Origin of the sequence: Actinoallomurus liliacearum (genome assembly GCF_039542035.1) — a bacterium.
In the GTDB taxonomy this organism is placed as follows: Bacteria; Actinomycetota; Actinomycetes; order Streptosporangiales; family Streptosporangiaceae; genus Actinoallomurus; species Actinoallomurus liliacearum.
Window position 1 is genome coordinate 405,748 of record NZ_BAABHJ010000005.1, and the last position, 24,098, is coordinate 429,845.

The 24,098-nt window shown below is 71.8% G+C and carries 19 protein-coding genes; 12 read left to right on the top strand and 7 right to left on the bottom strand.

Features of this window, described 5'->3' with window-relative positions:
- Positions 1-29: 29 nt before the first annotated feature.
- The 4 genes from ABD978_RS09555 to ABD978_RS09570 form a co-directional block, all read right to left on the bottom strand.
- Positions 30-827, bottom strand: coding sequence for a GH25 family lysozyme (locus ABD978_RS09555; protein ID WP_345351731.1), 798 nt, complete (start codon positions 825-827; stop codon positions 30-32).
- Positions 828-1,003: 176 nt separating this feature from the next.
- On the bottom strand, positions 1,004-2,644 hold the full coding sequence (locus ABD978_RS09560; RefSeq protein ID WP_345351734.1) for an alpha/beta fold hydrolase: 1,641 nt from the start codon (positions 2,642-2,644) through the stop codon (positions 1,004-1,006).
- Positions 2,645-3,143: 499 nt separating this feature from the next.
- Complete coding sequence (locus ABD978_RS09565; protein WP_345351737.1) at positions 3,144-3,290, bottom strand: hypothetical protein; 147 nt, start codon at positions 3,288-3,290, stop codon at positions 3,144-3,146.
- 282 nt (positions 3,291-3,572) lie between these two features.
- A complete protein-coding gene (locus ABD978_RS09570) occupies positions 3,573-4,361 on the bottom strand; it encodes an aminotransferase class IV family protein (RefSeq protein WP_345351740.1) in 789 nt (262 codons plus the stop codon).
- Positions 4,362-4,426: 65 nt separating this feature from the next.
- Between ABD978_RS09570 and ABD978_RS09575 the strand changes: the two genes are divergently transcribed.
- Positions 4,427-5,485: a quinone-dependent dihydroorotate dehydrogenase gene (locus tag ABD978_RS09575; protein ID WP_345351743.1), complete on the top strand. Its 1,059-nt coding sequence runs from the start codon at positions 4,427-4,429 to the stop codon at positions 5,483-5,485.
- Positions 5,486-5,913: 428 nt separating this feature from the next.
- Here ABD978_RS09575 and ABD978_RS09580 read toward each other — a convergent pair whose 3' ends face one another.
- Positions 5,914-8,376 (bottom strand): VIT domain-containing protein, encoded by a 2,463-nt coding sequence (locus ABD978_RS09580; RefSeq protein ID WP_345351746.1) that lies wholly within the window; start codon positions 8,374-8,376, stop codon positions 5,914-5,916.
- Positions 8,373-9,527: a MerR family transcriptional regulator gene (locus ABD978_RS09585; protein WP_345351750.1), complete on the bottom strand. Its 1,155-nt coding sequence runs from the start codon at positions 9,525-9,527 to the stop codon at positions 8,373-8,375. The genes ABD978_RS09580 and ABD978_RS09585 overlap by 4 nt, the downstream gene beginning before the upstream one ends.
- Positions 9,528-9,666: 139 nt before the next feature.
- Here ABD978_RS09585 and ABD978_RS09590 point away from each other — a divergent pair, with 139 nt between their 5' ends.
- The 5 genes from ABD978_RS09590 to ABD978_RS09610 all read left to right on the top strand — a co-directional run bounded on the left by ABD978_RS09590 (position 9,667) and on the right by ABD978_RS09610 (position 16,015).
- Entirely contained in the window at positions 9,667-10,395 is a 729-nt protein-coding gene (locus ABD978_RS09590) for a nuclease-related domain-containing protein (protein WP_345351753.1), read from the top strand.
- Positions 10,396-10,474: 79 nt separating this feature from the next.
- Positions 10,475-11,536 carry a saccharopine dehydrogenase NADP-binding domain-containing protein gene (locus tag ABD978_RS09595; protein ID WP_345351755.1) on the top strand — a complete coding sequence of 354 codons (1,062 nt, stop codon included), beginning with the start codon at positions 10,475-10,477 and terminating at the stop codon, positions 11,534-11,536.
- Positions 11,537-11,921: 385 nt separating this feature from the next.
- Complete coding sequence (locus ABD978_RS09600; protein ID WP_345351758.1) at positions 11,922-13,682, top strand: sigma-70 family RNA polymerase sigma factor; 1,761 nt, start codon at positions 11,922-11,924, stop codon at positions 13,680-13,682.
- Positions 13,682-14,338: a hypothetical protein gene (locus ABD978_RS09605; RefSeq protein WP_345351761.1), complete on the top strand. Its 657-nt coding sequence runs from the start codon at positions 13,682-13,684 to the stop codon at positions 14,336-14,338. The genes ABD978_RS09600 and ABD978_RS09605 overlap by 1 nt, the downstream gene beginning before the upstream one ends.
- Positions 14,339-14,698: 360 nt before the next feature.
- Positions 14,699-16,015 (top strand): NlpC/P60 family protein, encoded by a 1,317-nt coding sequence (locus tag ABD978_RS09610; RefSeq protein ID WP_345351764.1) that lies wholly within the window; start codon positions 14,699-14,701, stop codon positions 16,013-16,015.
- On the opposite strand, the gene ABD978_RS09615 is transcribed toward ABD978_RS09610, so the two are convergent.
- Complete coding sequence (locus tag ABD978_RS09615) at positions 16,009-16,497, bottom strand: inorganic diphosphatase (protein WP_345353659.1); 489 nt, start codon at positions 16,495-16,497, stop codon at positions 16,009-16,011. The two genes, ABD978_RS09610 and ABD978_RS09615, sit on opposite strands and share 7 nt — an antisense overlap.
- 106 nt (positions 16,498-16,603) lie before the next feature.
- Between ABD978_RS09615 and dacB the strand changes: the two genes are divergently transcribed.
- The 6 genes from dacB (at position 16,604) to folE (ending at position 23,929) form a co-directional block, all read left to right on the top strand.
- Positions 16,604-17,983: a D-alanyl-D-alanine carboxypeptidase/D-alanyl-D-alanine endopeptidase gene (gene dacB, locus ABD978_RS09620; protein ID WP_345351767.1), complete on the top strand. Its 1,380-nt coding sequence runs from the start codon at positions 16,604-16,606 to the stop codon at positions 17,981-17,983.
- A gap of 305 nt (positions 17,984-18,288) precedes the next feature.
- Positions 18,289-19,395 (top strand): zinc-dependent metalloprotease, encoded by a 1,107-nt coding sequence (locus ABD978_RS09625; protein ID WP_345353661.1) that lies wholly within the window; start codon positions 18,289-18,291, stop codon positions 19,393-19,395.
- A gap of 87 nt (positions 19,396-19,482) precedes the next feature.
- Entirely contained in the window at positions 19,483-20,499 is a 1,017-nt protein-coding gene (gene tilS, locus ABD978_RS09630) for a tRNA lysidine(34) synthetase TilS (protein WP_345351770.1), read from the top strand.
- Positions 20,500-20,558: 59 nt separating this feature from the next.
- A complete protein-coding gene (gene hpt / locus ABD978_RS09635; RefSeq protein ID WP_345351773.1) occupies positions 20,559-21,131 on the top strand; it encodes a hypoxanthine phosphoribosyltransferase in 573 nt (190 codons plus the stop codon).
- Between the two features lie 192 nt (positions 21,132-21,323).
- Positions 21,324-23,336, top strand: a complete 2,013-nt coding sequence (gene ftsH / locus ABD978_RS09640; RefSeq protein WP_345351776.1) for an ATP-dependent zinc metalloprotease FtsH — start codon at positions 21,324-21,326, stop codon at positions 23,334-23,336.
- On the top strand, positions 23,333-23,929 hold the full coding sequence (gene folE / locus ABD978_RS09645; protein ID WP_345351779.1) for a GTP cyclohydrolase I FolE: 597 nt from the start codon (positions 23,333-23,335) through the stop codon (positions 23,927-23,929). The genes ftsH and folE overlap by 4 nt, the downstream gene beginning before the upstream one ends.
- Positions 23,930-24,098: the final 169 nt, after the last annotated feature.

Here is a 24,098-nt window from a genome sequence, read left to right on the forward strand (position 1 = left end):
GACGGGCGCCGACAGAACGCGTCGCCCGGTCAGCTCGCGAGCAGCTTTCGGTAGACGGTGGCCGACTTGACGTAGTCCTCGTCGCCGTAGACGCCCTTGTCGGTCCACTGCCAGATCGTGTACGAGCTCCACGCCGACGGGACCGGGACCTTGCTCGCGGTGGCCTTGTGGTCGTTCACCCAGAGCCGGTCCGTGGCGGAGAACGCCTTGGAGTTCCCGGTGCAGTCGATCCACCAGTCCTTGAACGTGTTGATGACCGCCCGCCGGCCCGTACGAGCGTGGTACTCCTTCAGGAACGCGCCGATCCAGGCGACCATCTTCGCGTGGCTCAGGCCGTAGCACTTGTTCTTGCCGTACGGGTTGTCCTCGATGTCGAGCACGCCGGGCAGGGTGTGGCCGTCGGCCTTGCCGCCGCCCCCGTGCGCGAGGAAGTAGTCGGCCTGGCGCTTCGCGCTCGAGGTGTTCGGCGTCGCGTAGTGGTAGGCGCCGTGGTCCAGCCCGGCCTTGCGGGCGCCGGCGTACTGCGCCTTGAAGGTGGAGCTGACGTACCGCACGCCCTCGGTCGCCTTGACGTACGCGAACCTGTTCCCCCGCGCCTTGACCGACACCCAGTTGACCTTGGACTGGTAGGCGCTGACGTCGACGCCGGGGATGAGGCCCTTGGGCCGGGACGCCGAGCGTACGCTGCCGTCCTGCGGCTGGACGACGGCGGAGTCCTGGCGCGCGCCGGCCGACCGCGGAGCGTTCGACGAGCATCCGGTCAGCGCGCCGCAGGCGAGGCTCGCGGCCACGGCGAGGCCGAGGGGGACGAGGGGGGTCTTCCGCATGGGACGGTGGCTCCTCAGGACATGATCTTGGCCGGTGGGACGTTACCGCCCGGTTCAGGGCGGATCGACGCTTTTGCCGGAACTTGACCCGGCCGCACGTCGGGCAGCGGCCGCGTCTCGGGCGAGAGCGCGAAAAAGGGGCCCTCGGGTCGAGGGCCCCTTCTCCGTGGAGGGTGTTACTTGACGACCTCGCTGTGGGCGGTCGCCGCGGTCTTCGCGGTGGACGCCGGCGGGGTCGGGTCACCGAGCTGCGAGACGTGCACGGTGTCCTGCTTGGGCAGCGTTCCGTTCAGGAAGTAGGCGTCGAAGTAGGAGTCGACGCCACCCGGGCGCAGGTCGCCGCGGTGCACGATGCAGTGCGTACGGTCGCCGTCCTGGACGACGAGGTGCGAGCCCTTGAGGACCTTGTGCAGCTCCAGCGCGCCGGCGTACGGCGTGGCCGCGTCGTCGGTGGCCTGGAACATCAGGATGTTCTTCGGCAGGTCCTTGGTCTGGCCGACCTTGACCGGCGTGCCGGCCTTGGCGCCCCAGTACAGGCAGGGGGCGTTGAACCAGACGTTGCCCCAGGTCTCGAACGGCGCGGTCTTGTTGACCTTGACGGCGTCGTTGTGCCACTTGCTCCAGTTCAGCGGCCACTGGGTGTCGGTGCACTGGACGGCGTTGTAGACCGCGAACTCGTTGTCGTCGCTGCCGCCGGTCGTCTGGACGCCGTAGGTGCCGACGAACGTCTCGACTTCGCCCGTCTTGTAGGCGGACAGCGCGGCCGCGTACGTGTGCCAGACGGCCTGGCTGCGCCGGTACGCCGCGGTCTGGATGCCGTCGACGAGCTCGTCCGGGCCGACCGCGGAACCCTGGGCGGTCGCGGCCTTCTTGGCCAGCGTGTTCTCGAGCCCGTAGAAGTAGTCGTGCACCTTCTGCTGGGTGTTGCCCAGGTGGTACACGTTGTCGTACTTGGCGATCCAGCCGAAGTAGTACTCGATGTTCTTGTCGAACGCGCGGTCCTGGTCGAGCTGGGCGTCGTACCAGACGTGCTTGGGGTTGACGTTCCCGTCGAGGACCATCCGGCCGACGCGCTTCGGGAAGACCGTCGCGTACACCTGGCCGAGGTAGGTGCCGTACGAGGCGCCGTAGTAGTCCAGCTTCTGGTTGCCCAGCGCCTTGCGGATCGTGTCCATGTCACGAACCGAGTCGATGGTCTTGATGTGGTCGAGCAGGTCCAGCTGGGAGCCCTTGCCCCACTTCTGGGCGCACGCCTGGGCGTAGGCCTTGGTCTTGCTCAGCCAGGCCGCGTCGGTCGCCTTGCCGCCCGTGCCGTAGTTCGGCCGCGGCGCGTTGCTGTAGTTCTCGTCGCAGGTCAGCTTGGGCGTGCTGTACCCGATGCCGCGCGGGTCGAAGCCGATGACGTTGTACGCCTGCTGCATCGCGGCCGAGTTCTGCGCGTACACGCGCGGGCCGAACAGGGCGCCTTCACCGCCCGGACCGCCCGGGTTGACCAGGATGTCGCCCTTGGCGGGGCCCGAGCCCTGGTGCGGGGTACGGGTCACCTCAATGGTGATCTTCTGGCCGTTCGGGTGGGCGTAGTCCAGCGGAACCTGGAGCTCGGCGCACTGGATGATCGTGGACACCTTGACCGGGCCGAGGGCGTCGTACGCCTTGGCTCCGTTCACGATGTCCGCCTGGCAGGCGTGCCAGCTCAGGCTCGCCGGGCGGAAGGTATCGGACGCGTCCGTGGCCGCGGACGCGCTTGTGGCGCCTATCAGGCCGAGCCCGGTCATACCGAGACCGGCCGTCGCGGCGACGACGGCAAGCTTCTTCACGAGACCCCTTTCGGGCCGGGCATGAGGGAGGGGAGCCCGGCCGATGGTGAACCAGGGCAGATTGTCGTTACGGACAATCAGGTACATAAGGTCTAAAGTTAGAAATTTGCCAAAACGTAACACATGACAGCAGATGCTCACGCCAACGCCGAGGCGGGCCGGCTCGTGCGGCGGAGGCGGTGCGTGTGCGGGCCGTCACTCGTCGACGGCCCGGTCGACGGCCGCCGCTGATGATCCTTGAAGGCGGCTCCGGCCACCCGGAACCGTACGACGCGCGATCACGGTTGAAACTCATCCGGAGCGGGGCGTCAGGGCGCCGAATCCGGCGACGGGAAATGCGGCTCAATGGCGAGGAGATGAGGGGGGAACCGCGCTGAGCGGTTCGGTTGTGACGGTCATCGGGGGCGGGGTTCGTGGACCGGTCTTCCTCCTCGGCGTCGAGGAGGAAGACCAAAGAATTCGGTGTTCCGGGCGGCGGAATGGCGCCCGGACCCTGGCGTCACCAGGTGATCAACGGGAGCCGCTCGGTGGCCATGAACAGCCATGTCACCACGATCACCAGAGTGACCAGACGGAACGTGTGGCCCCACGTGCGCAGCGCGAGCCGCACCGTCCTCCCTACTTCCTGGGCGGTGGTTGCTTTCATCGGGTCCCCCCTGAAAAGTAGAAAAGACGCCCATCCGGGCGTCCCATGACCAGCCTTAAAATGGTGCTTTAAGGTGATCGTGGCGGTTATTGCCTTACTGCCTCCCGGCGACAGATCTGGTCTCTGTACTGTCGGCGATCTTGCCGTGGCGTGTCAAGTTTCCTGGGGTAAAGACTCGTCGTTCCTTGAAACGACCGCAGAAACCGCATTAACCGAAATCAGCCCTGATATCCGGTGAATCGCCGCATTGTGCCGTGAGACGCCTCGGGAAGGGCAGCGACGTCAGATCACGTCCCAGGGAACGGACTCATACGCCTCGAAGAGGGTCTTGACCAGCTCCGGATCGATCGAGAGCGGCACGTCATCGACCCGGCCGACCGGTGCCACGCCACCGGAATTGCTGACGAACACCGTGTCGAACGACGGCAGGTCGGCCACCCGGACGGTGCGCCGCCGCGAGGGGAGGCCACGAGCCGCCAGCGCCGGTTCGAGCAGTTGCATCGTGATCCCCGGCAGCAGGGGAGCGTCGGGCCAGACGACCGAGTCGCCGTCGAAGAACCCGATGTTGGCGATCGACGTCTCCGAGATGACGCCGCCGGGCCCGGTCAGCAGCGCGTCGTCGAAGCCTGCGCGCCCGGCCGCCGACCCGTGATAGATCTGCCCGAACGCCCCGACGTGCTTGATGTGCGCGACCGGCCGCTCATAGCGCACCGTCTGAAGGCTCTGCGGCGCGGCGGGCATGTCGTGCGGCGGGCGGACGATCACCAGGATCGAGACGTCCTCCGCCTCGTCGGGACGGAAGACGACGAGCCGAATGGTGGCGTCCGGAAAGTCGTCGCCGAGCGCGTGCCGGATGTGATCGCGGACCCGGTCGCCGTCCAGGCCCGTGCCGAACAACTCCCGGTTCGCCGCGTCCAGCCGCGCGAGGTGCAGCCCCAGGCCGCGGGTGCGCCGGCCGCGGACCTGCATGACGGTCAGGTGCCCGTAGTTCACCAGCGCGAGGTGCCGAAGCCGGTCCGCGGTCGCCGGACCGCCGTCCACCTCGACACGGAGGGAAGCGGCAGGTGCCATGATCACAACATAGCGAGCCGGGCCGCCCGGCGCGGCACCGGCGGACGCTGAGAGAATCGCATCCGATGTATCGACTCGTGTTCTCGCTGATCCTGCGCCGCCTTTCCGCGGAGACCGTCCACCGGATGAGTTTCGCGGCGCTGCGCCTCCTCGGAGCGGTCCCCGGGGCGCTGCCGCTGCTGCGCCGCGCCCTCGGCCCCCGCGACCCGGCGCTGCGCGTCCGCGCCCTCGGCCTGGAGTTCCCCGGGCCGCTCGGGCTCGCCGCCGGTTTCGACAAGGACGCCGAGGCGTACGAGGCGCTCGGCGCGTTCGGCTTCGGATTCGTCGAGATCGGAACGGTCACCGCGCGCCCGCAGCCCGGCAACCCCAAGCCCCGGTTGTTCCGCCTCGTACGGGACCGGGCGATCGTCAACCGGATGGGTTTCAACAACCACGGCGCACGGGCCGCGGCCACCCGCCTCCGGGGGCCACGGAACGTCATCGTCGGGGTGAACATCGGCAAGACCAAGGTCGTGCCGGAGGACGAGGCCGTCGCGGACTACGTCGCGAGCACAGAGGCGCTGGCCGCACTCGCCGACTACCTCGTCGTCAACGTCAGCTCGCCCAACACCCCCGGCCTGCGCAACCTTCAGGCCGTCGAGCACCTTCGGCCGCTGCTCACCGCCGTACGGGAGGCCGCCGACCGGGTGTCGGACCGGCGCGTGCCGCTGCTCGTGAAGATCGCCCCGGACCTCGCCGACGCCGACGTCGACGCGGTCGCCGACCTGGCACTCGAACTCGGCCTCGACGGCATCATCGCCACGAACACGACGATCTCCCGCGACGGACTGGCCACCGACCCAGCCGAGGTCGAGGCGGCGGGCGGCGGCGGCCTGTCCGGGGCACCGCTGAAACGGCGGTCCCTGGAGGTGCTGCGCCGGCTGCGCGACCGGGCCGGCGACCATCTCGTGCTGATCTCCGTCGGCGGCGTCGAGACCGCCGACGACGCCTGGGAGCGCCTCCGCGCCGGGGCGACGCTCGTCCAGGCGTACACCGGTCTCATCTACGGCGGCCCACTCTGGCCGCGCACGCTCAACCGCGGCCTCGCCCGCCGCCTCCGCACCACCACCGCAGCCGACCGCTGACAACAACCCGGCCAACCGCCCCCACCCACAGCACTCACCGAACCAGCACGAATACCGATCGGCGACCTCCCCAACAGTTCCGCCCACCCACCAACCCACGGCGACCGTCGACACAGGGCTGCTGCGAGCGGCTTCCGCCCCGTTTTTCCGCTGCTATGGCAGCGGAAATCCGGGGCGCTGACGCCAAACCGATCGTCTTCCGGCTCACCGGCCTTCCCGGCGGCTTGGCCGGCCTCGAGTCCATGGTGTCGGCGGTCCAGGGCAGCGCGACGCTGGCCATGATCCGGCGGCCCCCCGGGGCCGCCGGATTTGTGCCTGGACGTCGTAGCTCTGGTCGCGGAGCTCGTCCCGTTGCTGTGGGCGGCCGTTATCGCCGAGGATTTTCGCTGCCATAGCGACGGAAATCCTCGGCGATAACGGCGTCCCGGTCAGCGCGGGCGGCGGTGCCAGAACGGTTTGCGCTCGCTCGGCTCCGCGTAGGCGGCGAGTTCGCTGAGCGTGCGGTCCCACAGTTCGTCCAGCGCATGGCCTCGGGGACCGGCCGGGTCGTCGCAGGTACGGAGCGCGGCGGCGAGTTCGGTGAACTCGCCCGGAACCAGCACCTCGAGGCGGCTGCCCAGGTCGGCGAGGACCTGGCGGCGTTCGACCTCCGAGGCGGGCCGGGCCGCGCGCAGCCGCCGCAGCTCCTCCGCGACCTGGCTGCGGGTGTCCACGGCCCGAGCCGGCTCGTGCCTCGGCATGCGTGCCCGGGCGTGGACGAAGCCCCGCGCCGGACCGCCCGGAGCCCCGCCGGCCGGTGGAGCGGCCGGTGCGGGGGGAGCCACGTACCCCGGGGCGGGCTGGGGGCCGTAGGAACCCGGGGCGTCGGGCCGGGCTCCGTATCCGCTCGGGGCGGGTGCGCCGGTGGGTGCCGGGGCTCCGTAGGAGCCAGGAACGGGCGCGGCGCCGGGCGCCGGTGCGGCGGGAGCCGCCTGGCCCGGGGCGGGCGGGGGCCCGTAGGAACCCGGAGCTGCGGGCGGGGCTCCGTATCCGCCTGGGGCGGGTGCCGGGGCGCCGAGCGTGTTCGCGGCCAGGGTCGTGTCCCAGCCGGCGGGTGACTCCACCGGCTGGATCACCTTGTGCGCCGGCGCGCCGTCGGTCACGACGCGGGTGTCGACGGCCACGAACGCGGTGAACCGGCACAGCACGCCGTATCGCAGGGACGTGTCGATGATCCGCTCGACGTCCGGGTGCGCGGCGGCGACGCCTGAGGAGTAACGGTCCTCCAGCTCCCGGAGGTGGGCACGGGCCCAGATGGCGGTGGCCGCCGGGTTCTCGGTCGCCACCGGCTCGAGGCGCTGCTCCCAGGGGGAACCGTCGGCCGCGACGCCGCGCAGGGTCACGGGACCGGGCGCGGTGCACCGGCCCCGGACGACCAGGGGCACACCGGGGAACAGGTCGCCCGGCCGCGCCGGCGCCTGCGAGCCGGGGACGGCCGAGGGCATCTCCAGGGACACGCCGGTCACGGCGGGCGTGGCGATGCGGCGGTGGACGTGGTCCATCACCTCGTCGAGTCGGTCCTCCGACTCGACGAGTTCGCACCGGCCGGCGCCTGCGGCGGCGAGGCGGCCCAGGAATCCGGCGTTCACCGCCTGGTCGATGCCGATCGTGTGGACACGGATCCCGTCCAGCGACAGTCGCCCGAGGATCTGGTCCTCGTTCCCCACCTGGCCATCGGTGACCAGGACGATGATCCGGTCGCGGTCGCCGTCGTCGGACAGGAGCGCGACCGCCTCCTCCAGCGGGCGCAGCATCTCCGTGCCGCCGCGCGCCTCGAGCCGGGCCAGGTGCTCGACGGCGCGGTACCGGGCGCGGTCGGCCGCGGCGGACAGTCCGCCAGGGAGGGCGCGCTCGATCTCGTGGTCGAACGACAGCACGGCGAACCGGTCACCGCCCTCCGCGCCGCCGCGCAGCGTGTCGACGATGCGCGCCGCGGCGCGGCGCGCGGCCACCATCTTCCAGCCCATCATGCTCCCCGACCGGTCGAGCAGGATGACGACGTCCCGGGGGCGGGGCACGGCCGGGCCGGCGGGCGGCAGCACGGTGACGGTGAAGGTCTCGCCGGACACCGCGCACGAGGCCCCGGCGTCATACCGCAGCCGCAGGACGAAGTCCCGGTCGAGCCGCTCGCCCGGCTCCAGCCGCAGGGTCCGGCCGTCGGTGGTCACGGTATGCAGGCTCGACCGTACGCCGTCGAGGGACAGGCCGGCCGGGTCGACGTCCACGGACAGGCTGAGTCGTACCGGGTTCGGAAAGCCGGGCAGCAGTACGGGCGGGCTGATGCGCGAGGCGTCGGGCACGGCGTCGGTGTCGGATTGCGTTCCCGCGCCGACCGGCGGGCCGTCCAGCGGGGTGCCCGGAACGTAGCGGGGCGCGACCACAAGGGGGAACCGCAGCGTCGCCTCGCCGTCCTCGTACGGCAGCGGCTGGCTCAGGGTGAGGCGCACGGTCACGCGCTCGCCGGGCGGGATGTTGCCGACGCTCATCGTGAACACGTCCGGGCGCTCCTCTTCGGCCAGCGCCGCACGCTGCCCGGCCGCGAGTGCCGTCGCGTAGTCCTCGCGTGCCTGCCCGCGCTCCTTCAGCACCCCCTCGACGATGCGGTCGGCGGCCTCCATTCGCATGCCGGTGACGGCGGCGCGGTCCGGCAACGGGAAGACGTACGTCGCCTCGAGCGGCACGTCGAAGGGGTTCTGGAAGCCCTGCGTCATCGTGACGCGGGCGGACAGCCCGGTGACCGCCGCCCGTATGTCGACGGACTCGAGAGGCAGATTGCCGCGCTCGGTGCGCAGGGCGCCCAGCCCGGCGTCCAGCACCGGCTCCACCTCGCCGGACAACGTTTCGATCTTCATCGGAGACCTCTCTCGGTCAGCAGGTCGAGCAGGGGAGCGGCGGCGGCCGCGATGGCGGCGGCGTCCTCCGGGGACGGTGAGGAGTCGAGGAGCAGGGTCACGCCGGGGGCCAGCCGGACCCCGCGGACGAGCACGCCGGGCGCCGACTCCGGGCCCGGCGGGCCGGCTGGGGACACCGGCTCTCGGATCGGTGGGCCGGCTGGGGACATCGGCTCCGGAGTCGGCGGGCCGACTGGGGGCGCCTGCTCTCGGATCGGTGGGCCGGCCGGGGACACCGACTCCGAAGCCGGTGGACCGGCCGGCGACGTCGGCGCTGGGACGGCCGGGCTGGATGGGGGCGTCGGCTCTGGGGCCGGCGGGCCGGATGGGTGAGCCGGTGCTGGGGCAGGCGGACCGGCTGGGGAGGCCGGGCGCTCGGCCCAGAACCGCCGGGCGCCCGGCGCCGGCGGCCGTACGTCGGACTTCCGGATCGACGGCTCTCCGGCGTGCTCCAGCGGCTGCGCGCCGGGATTCGGGGCCGGTGCGCCGGATCCGGGGATCGGCGTGCGGGGCGCCGAGGTCGAGGCGGCTGCGCGGGAATCTGGAGCCGGTGTGCCGGGGGCCGGGGCCGATGCGTCCGGACCCGAGTTCGGTGCGCCGGGAGCCGGGGTGGGTGTGCCGGAAGCCGAAGTAGGCGTGCCCGGACCGGGGGCGGGTGTGCCGGGAGTCGGGGTGGGTGTGTCCGGAGCCGAGGGTGGCGTGCCGGGTGGCGACACCGGTGGCTGGGGACCTGGGGTCTGGGGGGTGTCGTCGGGGTGCGGGGTGGGCTCGCCTGGGGGTGTCGGGTCGCCGGCGGTGGGGTCGAGGCGGGCGATCTGGCGCAGGGTCGCGTCGGTGGCGCCGGTGAGCTCGGCCTGGATGTCGGCGAGGGAGCGGCCCTCCGCCTGGCGGCGCTTGATCGCCACGAGTTGGAGCAGGTGTCGCGGACCGTACACGGCGACGCGGCCGCGCCGGCTCAGTGGTGGGTCGACCAGGCCGATCGTGACGTACCACCGGATGGTGCGCTCGTTGGGCAGGTCGCGGACCCGTCCGCTCGGCCGTGGCGAACGCCCGTCGGCCAGGGCGGCGGCGGCCTTGGTCGTCAGCTCCGGGAGCGTCCATGGTCCGTCCATGCCTCTCACGATGACACTGTAACTATTGCAGTGTCAACGTCCGATGGGTCGGCACTTCGTCAAGCGGCTTGCACAGGCCGTTCAAGTGCCTTGAACGGTCGACGTCCGCGCAGCACCCTGTCCGATGAGGAGGAGTGCCGTGTCCGGACGAGTTGCGTCCATGGCTGGCGCGTCGGCGCAGGCCAGGTACCGCGCCCTGCGCGCGGAACGGCGCCAGGAACGCGCCCTCGCGCGGGTCGTGATCTCCGGGGTCGCCGGGTCGATGACCGCCGGGCTGTTCGGCTGGCCCCCGGGGCTGGCGGTCGGCCTGGGCCTGCTGCTCGCACAACTCCTCTACTTCCGCATCCGGCCGGGCGTGCTCACCGACTGGCGGCGGGGAGCGGCCGCCGAGCGCCGGATGGGCCGCCGGCTGTCCCGGCTCGATCCGGCGTACTTCCACGTACTCCACGACCGGGCGCTCCCCGACGGATTCCGGGAGAACCTCGATCATCTGGTCGTCGGCCACACCGGTGTGTACGCGATCTCTTCGCGGCGGTGGCCGCCGCTCACCCGGCTACGGGTGGACGGGCGGCTGTGGGCCGGGCCGCGGCCGCTGACGCGCCTGCACGCCCGGACGCGCCGGGCCGCCTCGGCGGTCGCGGCCCGCCTGGCCGCCGAGACCGGTCACGAGGTCGAGATCTCACCGGTGATCGCCGTGCACGGGGGACGGCTGCCGCGCGGCGGGATCGTGTACGACGGGGTGCTGCTGCACCGGGCCGACCGGGTGAACCGCCTCATCGAGCGGCAACCCGTGCTGTTCACCACGGCGGAGGTGGCGGCGATCGCCGCCGCGGCGGAACGCATCCTTCCCCCGATGATCGACATATAACGAAAAACCAGCACGCTTGGTGACGGATTAGTACGCTCAGCGCGACAGGCGGATATCTTTTCGCAGCCGGGGAGGTCGCATGGCGGGGCGCATCGTGATCTTCGGCGCTTCCGGCTACACCGGCACGCTGACCGCCCGAGCGCTCATCGACCAAGGAGTACGCCCGGTCCTCGCCGGGCGGAACACCAAGGCCCTCGCCGCGCTCGCCGCCGAACTGGGCGGCCTGGAGACGGCGTACGCGGACGCCGCCTATCCGTGGACGGTCCGTTCCCTCGTCGAACGCGAGGACGTGCTCGTCACCACGGTCGGCCCGTTCTCCCGGCACGGCCACGCGGCCCTCGCCGCGGCGGTCGACGCGGGAGCGCACTACCTCGACACGGCGGGGGAACCGCGGTTCGTACGGGAGGCCTTCGAGGAGTACGGCGTCAAGGCGAGTTCCGCCCTGCTGCCCGCCTTCGGCTACCACCACGTTCCCGGCAACCTCGCGGGCGCCCTCGCCCTCGACCGGGTCGGCGAGGACGCCGTACGGGTCGACGTCGGCTACTTCCTCGGTGGCGGATCGCTCGCGCGCGGGCTTTCCGCCGGCACCTTCGACTCGGCGCCGGGCCTGCTGGCCACGCGGATGTTCACCTACCAGGACGGCGTCGTGGACGAGCCGCGGTCGCGGGTGCGGGACTTCGAGATGGCGGGCCGGTCGCGGGCCGCCATGTCCATGGGGGCGTCCGAGCACTTCACGCTGCCGGCGTCCTATCCCGGGCTGCGCGAGGTGAACGTCCATCTCGGCTGGTTCGGCGCGGCCACGCGGATCGCCGCCCGGCTGCCGCGCGGCCGGGCCGCGTCCGCCGTGATCGGGTTCTGCGGAGGCGGGCTGGCCCGCATCGCGCGCCGCCGGGCCGGCAAGGGCACGCTGACGTCGCGGATCGTGGCCGCCGCCTATGACGCGCAGGGCACACTCCTCACGGAGATACACCTCTCGGGCGGCGATCCGTACGATTTCACGGCCGGAATCGTCGCCTGGGGCGCCCGCCAGGCCGCCAGCGGAATGACGGAAACAGGGGCTTTGGGGCCGGTCGCGGCTTTCGGTCTGTCCGAGCTGGAAGCCGGCTGCGCCATGGCCGGAATATCGCGCGTCACCGGCTGAACCCGTCGCGCGGGAAGTCGCGCATCGCCGGCTCGGGACGTCGCGTGTCACCCGCCGAACCCCTGCGCCGGATACTGCGTGTCATCGGATGAGCCTCGGCGCTGGATGTCGCGTATCACCGGCTGAAGCCCGGTGTCGGAAGTCGCGCGGCACCGGCTGAACCCCGTGGCCGCACCGGTGCCGGCGAGCTCCGTACGGGCCGATCGCGCCGCCGAACCACGGCGAGACGCCTTTCGCCGCACCTTTCCGACGAATCGCTGAAATCCGTCTTTTCCGTCTATTTGTTAGACGCTTGGAGATCATTTATCTGGCGTGGCCAAATTATCTACGCAAGGGTTCCGGGAAACAGTTGAATGCGAGGCGGAAAAGGCTTTACCTTCGCGCCATGGAAGACCGCCTCATGGTCGGTGGCCTGCGGTCGGGCGATCCCGGCGCGATCGGCGCGGTGTACGACGCCTACGCCGATCGTCTCTACGACTACTGCTGGTTCCAGCTGCGCAACCGCGAGGCGGCGAAGCTGACGCTCCGTGACACGCTGCTCGCCGCCGAGGCCCACATCGGCGAGCTGCGGGTCCCCGAGCGGTTCGGGCCATGGCTGTACGCCCTCGCGCGAATCGAGTGCCGCCGCCGGCGGCCGCTCGGGGTGCCGCACCCCGACCTGCCCATCGCCCGCCACGACCAGGACGACGTGGACCTGCGCGTGATCGCCTGGCAGGCGGTCACCGGGCTGCCGGCGCTCAGCCAGGAGCTCCTCGACCTGCACCACCGCCACTCCCTCGAGACGTCCGACCTCGCCGGTGTCGTCGGCCTGCCGGTCCGGGAGGTCACGGACCTGCTCCACCAGGCGGGCGAGCTGCTCGAGGCGGCCGTGATCGCGGAGATCCTCGCCCACGAGGACACGCTCGAGTGCGACGGCCGGGCGGCCATCCTGCGCCACCGCCGTGGCGAGCTCGGCGACGACGTACGCGCGGCTCTCGTGGGTCACGGGATCGAGTGCGACATCTGCGCGGCGCACCTGCCGCGCACGATCTCCACCGCCAAGGTCTGCGCGCTGCTGCCGCACGCCGTCCCGTCCGACTCGCTGCGCCGGCAGGTCACGGGCTGCTTCACCGACCCGCGGCTGGCCGGCTATCGGCTGTTCGCCGCCGCCCGCCTGCGTGCCTTCGGCGCCCGGGGCTTCCCCAGGCAGCAGGGGCCGGGCCGTGCCGACCCGGCCGCCCGCGGGGCACGCTGGCCGCGTGGAGTGATCGCGGCGGCCGGCGCGGTCGTCACGGCGGTCGGTGTCGCGACCGTGTGCCAGTTGATCGGCCGGGACACCCGTCACCTGCCTGTCGTCGCCGGTGGCGGCGCCTCCAGGCCACGTACCCGCGTGCCCAGCCCCGGTCTGATCGGGCCACCCGCGGTCGGGCGGCCGGTGGCCGCGACGTTCGCGCTCGGTCCGCATGACGGGGCGGTGGCGCCGACCGCGCGGCCGGCGCCCCTCGTGCCCGCCGCCGACAACGGATGGGTCTATGCCGTGCCCGGCCGGCTGAGGCTCGGCTCCGGCGGCACGGGCACGGTCGTGCTCCAGGCGGTCGACGGGGCGGTGCAGTGGCATGCCGCGACGACGGGCGCGGTGACCGTCGAACCCTCCGACGGCTCACTCGGTCCGGGAGCGACCGGGAAGACCGTCGTACGGGCACCCGGCGACGGCCCGGGCGAGGCGGTGATCACCTTCTCGCCCGGTGGGATGCGGGTGGTCGTGGACTGGAGCGCGCCGGCCCCGCCGACCCCGCCGTCCGCCCCGCCTCCCGGTTCACCGCAGCCGACTCCGACTCCGTCGCCGTCCTCGCCCTCGCCCTCGCCGACCCAGCCGCAGCCCCCGTCGTCCCCGCCGCCGACCCCGGCCCCGCCACCGTCGGCGACCCCGGCTCCGCCGCCGTCGACGGAGCCGCCGTCCGGCCGCCCGTCGGACTCACCACCGGCCACCACGCGCTCCTCGCAGTCCGGCCCACCGGAGCGGCGTCCCGCTCCCCAGCGACAGACCGACGAGCGACAGGGCGACGAACGTCAGACCGGCGAACGACGCACCGAGCAGTCGGAGATCGGCGAACGGCGCTCCGACCCGGCCCGGAACCCGGCACCGTCCGCCGCGGAGAACACCTAGTGTCGGCCTACACCCTGCGCCCCGGCGACCTGCGCGGTGATCTGGTCGCCCCGCTCGCCGTGCCGCCCCGGCTGGTCGACGTGGTGGAGCGGATCCAGCGGGCGCCGTGGCCGCAGTGGCTGCAGCCCGGCGTCCGAATGCGCCGTGAGGTGGCCGAGCTGTGCCGGCTGCAGTCGGCGCGCGGCCTGACGGTGCTCGCCTGGCTCGCCGAAGGCGACGCCCCGGGCGAGATCGACTGGCTGCTGGACACCCATCGGCTCACGGGCCGGCGCCAGGAACGGATGTACGACGCGGCCGAGCGGCTCGCCGACCCGGTGCGCGAACTGGTCGTCGCCAACTGGACGTGGGTGCTGGCCACCACCCACGGCGGCCGGGTGACCGCCCCGTTCTTCGCCAGCCGCGCCTACCCCGACGACGGCTACGCCGCCGCGCACGCGACCGTGACGCTGCTGCAGCTCTGGGAACGCGTCCCCGAGGTGCGCCAGGCGCTCGCCCTGGCGTGGGCCGCGACCCGTACTCCGGCCGACTGGTGCAAGGCGGCCGAGCTGCGCGCCGGCCACGGCGGCGAGGTCCCGATCTTCACGTATCCCCGGGGGCCGCTGCCGCCCAAGTCGGCCGTACGGCCGTGGATCGGCCGCCTCTTGCGGTGCACCTGACCGGCGGAGGCGTCCGACTGTGCGACTCCTGCGGTGCACTTGGCCGGCGGGGCCCGATTGCGGCGGTTCCTGAGGTGCGCCTGGCCGGCAGGGGCCGACTGTGGCGCGTCCTGAGGTGCCCTGACCCGAGGGGGTCCGACCGGGCGGTTCCTGAGGTGCGCCCGGCCGACAGGGAGGTCGACTGTGGCGGCTCCTGAGACGTGCCTGATCGGCTGGTCGTGCCGGGTGGCCGGTGCGCCGCACGGGTCCCGCTGCGGGCCCTCATGAGCGAATCCGGACTGTGACCGGTGTTTCTGTTGTGACTCCTGGGGCTAACTGAGTGACAGATCGCTCACGCGGAACGGGATCCGAGGGGGCACTTTGTCAGCTGTTGTCCGGCGTCGGCTCGGCGCCGTGGTGTTCGCGACGTGCGCGGTGGCCGGTCCGTCGGCCGGCCCGGCCGGCGCCGACGTCCTTCTCCACGACGCGTCAGGCGTCAGGTTCGCGCCGGATGAGGGCCCCGGGCCCAGCGCCCGTGATCTCGCGCGGGGCAGGGAGCGAGTACGCGCCGAGACCGCCCGGGTCGGGCGCATCAGCACCGAGCTCGCCCAGGCCGACGCGCTGCTCGACGACCTCGGGGGCCAGGCGGAGAGCGCCGTCGAGCAGTACAACGGCGAGCGCGTCAAGCTCGACCAGGCCAAGGCCGCGTACGAGGCGGCGGCGCGGCGATCCGCGCAGGCGCGGCGGCGGCTCGCCCAGGTACGGGACGACGCGGCGAGGCTGGCGGTCGACGCCTATCGCGGCCAGGGCGGCCTGCTGTCCAGGGCCGCCGCTCTGGGTGGGCCCGGCGGACCGGCCGGGTTCCTCGGGCGGGCGACGACGACGCAGGTGCTGACCGAGCGGCAGCACGCCGTGCTCCAGCGGGAGACCGCGGTCAAGACCGTCGCGGACGTCTTCGAACGTCAGGCGCGCGATGCCCTCGCGGCCCGGCAGGAGGCGACGCGGAGCGCCGAGGACGCCTGGCACGTGGCCGTCGCGGCGGTGGCGCGGCAGCAGGAGGCCGTCCAGCTCATCCAGCAGCGGAAGGCCGCCCTCGTCGCCGAGCTGGAGGCGGCCCGGACGAACGTCGCGGCGCTCGAAGAGGCCCGTACCGCGGCCCTCGATCAGGCTCGCGTCGCCACTCCGGGGACCGAGCGGACCGTATCGTCGCACCAGGTCGTCCCCGCCGGAACCCGGCTCGGCTCCGGCGATCGGGCGCTCGTCCGCGCGCTCACCAGAGGCACCGACCTCGGCTCCGTCGCGGCGTCCGCCGCGCTCAAGTGGCTCGGCACGCCGTACTCCTGGGGCGGGGGCAACGAGACCGGGCCGACCCGGGGCATCGCGCAGGGCGCGGGCACCGTGGGGTTCGACTGCTCGGGCCTGGTGACGTACGCCTGGGCGAAGGCCGGGGTCCGGCTGGTCCACTACGCGACCACGCAGTACAACGCCGGACCGCACCCGTCACGCGGCGAGCTGCGCCCGGGGGACCTGGTCTTCTTCGCGCACAGCCCCGCAGACCCGAGCACGATCCACCACGTCGGGATCTACATCGGGAACGGGCAGATGGTCGAGGCGCCGTTCACCGGCGCGCGGGTGCGGATCTCTCCGGCGTTCCGTCCGGATTACGCCGGAGCCACCCGCCCGATCGCCGCTCAGTGACCGTGCTGTGCCGCCCGTTTGATCGACAATTCGATCTCGGCCTCGGCCTCGGCGCGGCCGGTCCAGCTCGCGCCCTCGACGGACTTGCCGGGCTCCAGGTCCTTGTACACCTCGAAGAAGTGCTGGATCTCCAGCCGGTCGAACTCGGGGACGTGGTGGATGTCGCGCAGGTGCTCCGAGCGCGGATCCGTGGCGGGCACGCACAGCACCTTGTCGTCACCGCCCGCCTCGTCCGTCATCCGGAACATCCCGACGGCGCGGCAGCGGATCAGGCAGCCGGGGAACGTCGGCTCCTGCAGCAGGACCAGGGCGTCGAGCGGGTCGCCGTCCTCGCCCAGGGTGTTCTCGACGAAGCCGTAGTCGGCGGGGTACTGGGTCGAGGTGAACAGCATCCGGTCCAGCCGGATCCGGCCGGTCTCGTGGTCCATCTCGTACTTGTTGCGCTGGCCTTTCGGAATCTCGATAGTGACGTCGAATTCCACAATGTCCTCCGCTCCCCGGGGCGGGCCGAGGTTGTTCTGGTTGGATGTTGGCTCATACAAGGATCTCGCACCGTAGCGAGTGCACGACGATGGGGGAGGGGCGCACGTGCCGAGGCCCGAGCGCGTTGTGGCCATGCTCACACTGGCGCTCTTGAACGTCTTCCTCGTCACCGCCGCGCTGGCAGTGGTCAAGCTCACACCTGACCGTTCCCTCGCCCTGCGGCCTCCAACCGTCGCGCAGCGCGCGCTGGTGACGGCGGCGGCGCCGGCGCTGGGCTCGCTGGCCGCGACGGCCCCGGTACCGAGCTCGGGCAGCCTGACCTCGCGCCTGGACGGCCTGATGCGGCATGCCGGGATGGGGGCCAACCTGACCGGCACCGTGATCGACGCGAGCAGCGGCCGGGCGCTGTACGCCAGCAACGCCGACCGGCCGGCCGTCCCCGCCTCGACGACCAAGCTGGTCACCTCGACGGCGGTGCTCGCCGCCGCGGGGCCCGATCACCGGCTGACCACCAAGGTGGTCAAGGGTGGTGGCGGCGTCATCCTCGTCGGCGGCGGCGACTCGCTTCTGACCCGGTCACCGGCCAAGAACGCCTACCCGCGTCCGGCCTCGCTGACCGACCTGGCCAAGCAGACGGCGGCCGCGCTGAAGGCGGCCGGCACCCGGAGTGTGCGCGTCGACTACGACGTGTCCCTGTTCCCGGGGAAGCAGATGGGGCCGAGCTGGAAGCCCAACTACGTCTCCGAGGGCGACGTCTCCCCGGTGTGGGCGCTGGAGGTGGACGAGGGCCGGGTCGCGCCGTCCTCGCACGTGCGCGTGCAGAACCCGCCCCGGATCGCCGCCGACGCGTTCGCCAAGCTGCTGCGCAAACAGGGGGTCTCCGCGACCATCGGCTCCCAGACCACCGCGCCGCAGGGCGCCCAGCAGCTCGGCGCCGTGCAGTCCCCGCCGGTCTCGGCGCTGGTGGAGGAGTTGCTGACCAACAGCGACAACGACATGGCCGAGGCGATGGCCCGCCAGGTGGCCCTCGCCCGCCACCGGCCGGCGTCCTTCGCGGGAGGAGCGGCGGCCGTTCATGAGGTGCTGGCCGGCCTCGGCCTCGCGAACGGCGTCGCGACCGTCGACGGCAGCGGCCTGTCGCCCGACAACCGGATCACGCCGAACGCCCTGGCCCGGATCCTCGTGGCCGCCTCCTCGGGTGCCCACCCGGAGCTGGCCTCGGTGATGTCCGGGATGCCGATCGGTGGCTTCTCCGGCACCCTCGCGGGCCGCTACCGCACCGGCGGCTCCGCCGCCGGGATGGGCCTCGTCCGCGGCAAGACCGGCACGCTGAACGGCGTGAACACCCTCGCCGGCGTGGTGTACGACGCCGACGGCCGGCTGCTGGCGTTCGCCTTCATGGCCAACAACGTCGCGAACCCCAGCGCCGCGCTGGCCGCGCTGGACGGCCTGGCCGGCAGCCTCGCCACCTGCGGCTGCCACTGACCGGCCGGCCGCGGTCTTCGGCGGTCGATTCGGCTGCGAGGGCGTGACCTGCGGCTGCCGCCGGCCGGCCGCGGTCTTCGGCGGTCGACTCGGCTGCGAGGGCGTGACCTGCGGCTGCCGCCGGCCGGCCGCGGTCTTCGGCGGTCGATTCGGCTGCGAGGGCGTGACCTGCGGCTGCCGCCGGCCGGCCGCCGGGAGTCGATCCGGCCCCTTCGCGCGTTGGGCGAATATGGGCATGCCCCCGCGAAGAGCGGGGACGTACGGTAGAGGTGCCCGGCCGGAGAGGTTACGTGATGCCAGCATCCATGATCGACTGGAACGTCGCCGTACAGACGGGGACCCGTCTCGTCCGCTCAGGACCCCAGGTGAGCCCCGCCGAGGCCCACCAGGTCGTCGCCGAGCTCAGGGACCTGTCGCGGATCGCGCAGGGCCACGTCCGTGAGTTCACCGGGATGGACGGCGGACTCGACCCGTCCCCGGCCAAGGTGGTCGACCGCCCAGGATGGATCAAGGCGAACGTCGACGGCTTCCGGGTCGTCCTCGAGCCCCTGATGGAGCAGCTCCAGGAGCGCCGTGGCGGCGGGATGCTCGATGGGCTCGGCGGCGGCGCCGGCGGCGCGGTCATCCAGGCCGTGGGCTCGCGGGTCACCGGCGCCCAGGTCGGCGCCATCCTCGCGTACATGGCCAGCCGCGTGCTCGGCCAGTACGAGCTGTTCCTGCCGCCGGACCCGGCCGGCCGCGCGCCGACGGGGCGCCTGACGCTCGTCGCGCCCAACATCGTGAGTGCCGAGCAGGAGCTGGACGTCAACACCCACGACTTCCGGCTGTGGGTCTGCCTGCACGAGGAGACGCACCGGGCGCAGTTCGCGTCCGTGTCGTGGCTGCGCGCCTACGTCCAGGACCAGATGACGGCCTTCCTGCTCGCCGCCGACCTCGATCCCGGCGCGCTGCTCAACCGGCTGCGCGACGTGGGCGAGGCCGTCGCCGACGCGGTGCGCGGCGGCGAGGGCAACCTCATCGACGCGATCCAGACGCCGGAGCAGCGGGAGATCCTCGACCGCCTCACCGCCGTCATGACGCTGGCCGAGGGGCACGGCGACTATGTGATGGACGCCGTCGGTCCCGAGGTCGTGCCGAGCGTGGCGGAGATCCGCGCCAAGTTCCAGCACCGCCGCGAGGGCGGTTCCGGAGTGGACCGGGTCATGCGCCGCCTGCTCGGCCTCGACCTGAAGATGAAGCAGTACGCCGAGGGCTCCCGGTTCGTCAGGGCCGTCATCGAGCAGGTCGGGATGGAGCAGTTCAACCGCGTCTGGACCTCGCCGAACACCCTGCCGACGCACGCGGAGATCTCCGACCCCGCCCTGTGGGTCAACCGGGTGGTCGGCAAGCCGGAGCTGCCGTCCGCCGAGTGACCCCGCCTGTCCCGGGGACGGGCCCCGCCGGCCGCCCTTTCGCGGGGACCGTCTCCTCGGGCGGCCGCCGCGCTGGAGAATGGGGGCGTGGGACCTGATCCGGCGGTCGCGGCGGTACGCCTGGCGGTCCGCGGCGCCCTCCGCGAGATCGACGCGGGCGATCTGGTGCTCGTCGCGTGCAGCGGTGGTGCCGACTCGCTCGCGCTGGCCGGGGCGCTGGCCTTCGAGGCGACCAGATCCGGCCATCGGGCCGGTGGCGTCACCGTCGACCACGGCCTGCAGGACGGCTCGGCCGAGCGCGCGGCCGAGGTCGTAGGGACGATGACACGGCTCGATCTCGAGCCGGCCGAGGCCGTGCGTGTGACCGTCGGGACGTCCGGCGGCCCCGAGGCCGCCGCCCGCGACGCCCGGTACGCCGCGCTCGCCGACGCCGCCGCGCGCCATCGCGCCACCGCCGTCCTTCTCGGGCACACGCTGGACGACCAGGCCGAGACCGTGCTGCTCGGCCTCGCGCGCGGGTCGGGCGCCCGGTCCCTGGCCGGGATGCCGAGGGCGGCGGGCCGCTACCGCCGGCCGCTGCTCGGCCTCGACCGCGACCTGGTCCGCCGCGCCTGCCTGGCCATGGGCCTGGACCCGTGGGACGACCCGCACAATGGCGACCCGGCCTTCGCCCGGGCGCGGATCCGCCAGGACGTCCTGCCGCTGCTCGAGGAGGAGCTGGGGCCGGGTGTGGCGGGCGCGCTGGCCCGTACGGCGAGGATGCTCCGCGACGACGCCGACGCCCTCGACGCCTGGGCCGACCGCGCGCTCCAGGAGGCGGAGATCGGCGGTGACGCCGGGACCGGCGGTGGTGCCGGGGTGTCCGGTCTTTCCGTCGAGGTGCTGGCCGGGCTGCCGCGGGCGGTGCGGACGCGGGTGCTGCGCCGGGCGGCGATCGCCGCGGGCAGCCCGCCGGGCACTCTGGCGGCCGTCCACGTCGACGCGGTGGACGCCCTCGTCACGGCCTGGCGGGGCCAGTCCCACGTGGACCTACCCGGCCGCGTTCAGGCTCGACGCCGGTATGAAAAGCTGCTCTTCGGACCGTCCGAATCCTCAGAAATCTAGGCAACCTGCAGTTTTCGGACAGGCGTGAAGCGGACGGCATGATCGCGAAAGGCTCTGCGGTGGACGAAACGGACATGCGGGCAGATCTGGAGAAGGTGCTCATCCCCGAGGAGGAGCTCCAGGACAAGATCCGGGAGCTCGCCGCCCAGATCGACGCCGACTATGCGGGCCGGGAGATCCTGCTCGTCGGAGTGCTCAAAGGCGCGGTCATGGTCATGGCGGACCTGGCCCGCGCCCTCCACGCGCCGATCTCGATGGACTGGATGGCCGTCTCCTCGTACGGCTCCGGGACCCAGTCCTCCGGCGTCGTACGGATCCTCAAGGACCTCGACGCGGACATCATGGGCCGCCACGTCCTGATCGTCGAGGACATCATCGACTCGGGGCTCACCCTGCACTGGCTGATGAGCAACCTGGAGTCGCGCGGCCCGGCGTCGCTGGAGGTCTGCACGCTGCTGCGCAAGCCGGACGCCGCCAAGATCGAGGTCGACGTGAAGTACGTCGGGTTCGACATCCCGAACGAGTTCGTGATCGGCTACGGACTCGACTACGACGAGCGCTACCGCAACCTTCCGTTCGTGGGAACACTTGCCCCACACGTCTACGGTGGAAGTGGGGAACAAGAGGGTTAGTTCAGTACGTTGCTACTTGCGAAGTAGGACACCGGTCGTCGTGCTGCGGTCTTCCGTGAGACCGGTGTACCTTCGGTATCCCGGCTGCAATGCGGGGAGCCACACTCGGGAAGGCCGCCTCGTCGCATTACGCGGCGGGGTCTTGGAGACGCTGGTCAGGAGGGACGGGCCCCATCGTGGGGCACCGCATAAATGGATCTGAAGCGCTACTTTCGTGGGCCGTTGCTGTGGATTCTGGCCTTCGGGGCGCTGGTGCTCCTCGTCATGTACGGGATCAATCCCGGCGGCTCGTACGAGAAGGCCGATACCTCGAAGGTCGTCCAGGCCATCCAGAACAACCAGGTCAAGTCCGCCCAGATCATCGACAAGGATCAGCGGATCGAGGTCAAGCTCAACAACGGCAAGCAGCTCCAGGCCAACTGGGTCAGCGGCCAGGGTAACGAGCTGGCCAAGCTGCTGCAGCAGAAGGCCGACCAGGGCCAGCTGAAGAGCTACAACACCTCGGTGCCGAAGCAGAACGTCTTCTTGAGCCTGCTGTTCAGCTTCCTGCCGATCGTCGTCGTCGTGCTGATCTTCCTGTTCATCATGAACCAGATGCAGGGCGGCGGCTCGAGGGTGATGAACTTCGGCAAGTCGCGGGCCAAGCTGGTCACCAAGGACACGCCGAAGACGACCTTCGCGGACGTCGCCGGGGCTGACGAGGCGATCGAGGAGCTGCAGGAGATCAAGGAGTTCCTGCAGAACCCCGCCAAGTTCCAGGCGATCGGGGCGAAGATCCCCAAGGGCGTGCTGCTGTACGGCTCGCCGGGTACCGGTAAGACGCTGCTGGCCCGCGCCGTGGCGGGTGAGGCCGGTGTGCCGTTCTACTCGATCTCCGGTTCGGACTTCGTGGAGATGTTCGTCGGTGTCGGCGCCTCGCGCGTCCGTGACCTGTTCGAGCAGGCCAAGGCGAACGCCCCCTCGATCATCTTCGTCGACGAGATCGACGCGGTCGGCCGGCACCGTGGTGCCGGGCTCGGCGGCGGTCACGACGAGCGCGAGCAGACGCTGAACCAGCTGCTCGTCGAGATGGACGGCTTCGACGTCAAGGGCGGCGTGATCTTGATCGCCGCGACCAACCGGCCGGACATCCTCGACCCGGCGCTGCTGCGCCCGGGCCGCTTCGACCGGCAGATCGTCATCGACCGGCCGGACCTGGAGGGCCGTAAGGGCATCCTGCGGGTGCACGGCCGCGGCAAGCCGTTCGCGCCGGACGTCGACCTGGACACCATCGCCCGCCGTACTCCGGGCTTCACCGGCGCCGACCTCGCCAACGTGATCAACGAGGCGGCCCTGCTGACGGCACGCATGGACCGCAAGCAGATCGACATGAACACCCTCGAAGAGGCGATCGACCGGGTCATGGCCGGGCCGGAGCGCAAGAGCCGGGTCATGTCCGACCGGGAGAAGAAGACGATCGCCTACCACGAGGGCGGTCACGCGCTCGTGGCGCACGCGCTGCCGAACGCCGACCCCGTGCACAAGATCACGATCTTGTCCCGTGGGCAGGCGCTGGGCTACACGATGACGCTGCCGATGGAGGACAAGTTCCTCGCGAGCCGGTCGGAGATGCTCGACCAGCTGGCGATGCTGCTCGGCGGCCGTACCGCCGAGGAGCTGGTCTTCCACGAGCCGACCACCGGCGCGGCCAACGACATCGAGAAGGCCACCTCGATCGCCCGCAAGATGGTCACCGAGTACGGCATGTCCGAGCGCCTCGGCGCCCGCAAGTTCGGCGAGGGCAACGGCGAGCCGTTCCTGGGCCGGGAGATGTCGCACAACCGTGACTACTCCGAGGAGATCGCCTCGGCGATCGACGACGAGGTCCGGCGGCTGATCGAGTCGGCGCACGACATCGCCTGGGAGATCCTGGTCGAGTACCGCGACGTGCTCGACAACCTGGTGCTGCACCTCATGGAGAAGGAGACCCTCTCCAAGCAGCAGGTGCTGGAGATCTTCGAGTCCGTGCAGAAGCGCCCGGCCGCCCCGTCGTACAGCGGCTACGGCAAGCGGCTCCCGTCGGACCGCCCGCCGGTGCTGACGCCGAAGGAGCTGGCGCTGCTCGGCCCGAAGGACGTCCAGGACCTCACTCAGGGCAACGGCAGTGGCTCGTCCCGCCCGGCGCTGGGCGAGCACAAGGACAGCGACACCGAAGGCAAGGCGTGAGCGAGGAGCCCGTTCTTCACGGGCCGCCGGTCGACCAGGCGCGGATCGAGAAGGCGGTACGTGAGATCCTGATCGCGGTCGGGGAGGACCCCGATCGCGACGGGCTGCTCGACACCCCGGCGCGGGTCGCCCGGGCGTACGCCGAGCAGTTCGCGGGGCTGCGGCAGGAGCCCGAGGACGTCCTGACCACGGTCTTCGACGCCGACCACGACGAGATGGTGCTCGTCAAGGACATCGAGGTGTACAGCACCTGCGAGCACCACCTCGTGCCGTTCCACGGGGTCGCGCACGTCGGCTACACGCCGAACGCCCGCGGGCAGATCACCGGGCTGTCCAAGCTGGCCCGGCTTGTCGACATGTACGCGCGGCGGCCGCAGGTGCAGGAGCGCATGACGTCGCAGATCGCCGACGCGCTGATGAACACCCTGAAGCCGCGCGGGGTGATCGTCGTGATCGAGGCCGAGCACCTGTGCATGACCATGCGCGGGGTGCGCAAGCCCGGCGCGCGGACGGTGACGTCGGCGGTGCGGGGCGACTTCCGCGAGTCGCCGAGCACCCGCGCGGAGGCGATGAGCCTCATCCTCGGCCGCTGACACCTGGGCGGCCGACACGTGTGCCGCCGGCCTCGGTCCGGCGGCACCTGCCCTCAAGGTGACGACCTCCTGACCGAGCGGGCAAGTGGCGAACTCCACGCCTTGACCAATCGTCGAACGAGTAGTTCAGCGTTGCGGGAGACTGCTGCGGCCGGATTCCGAGGAATCG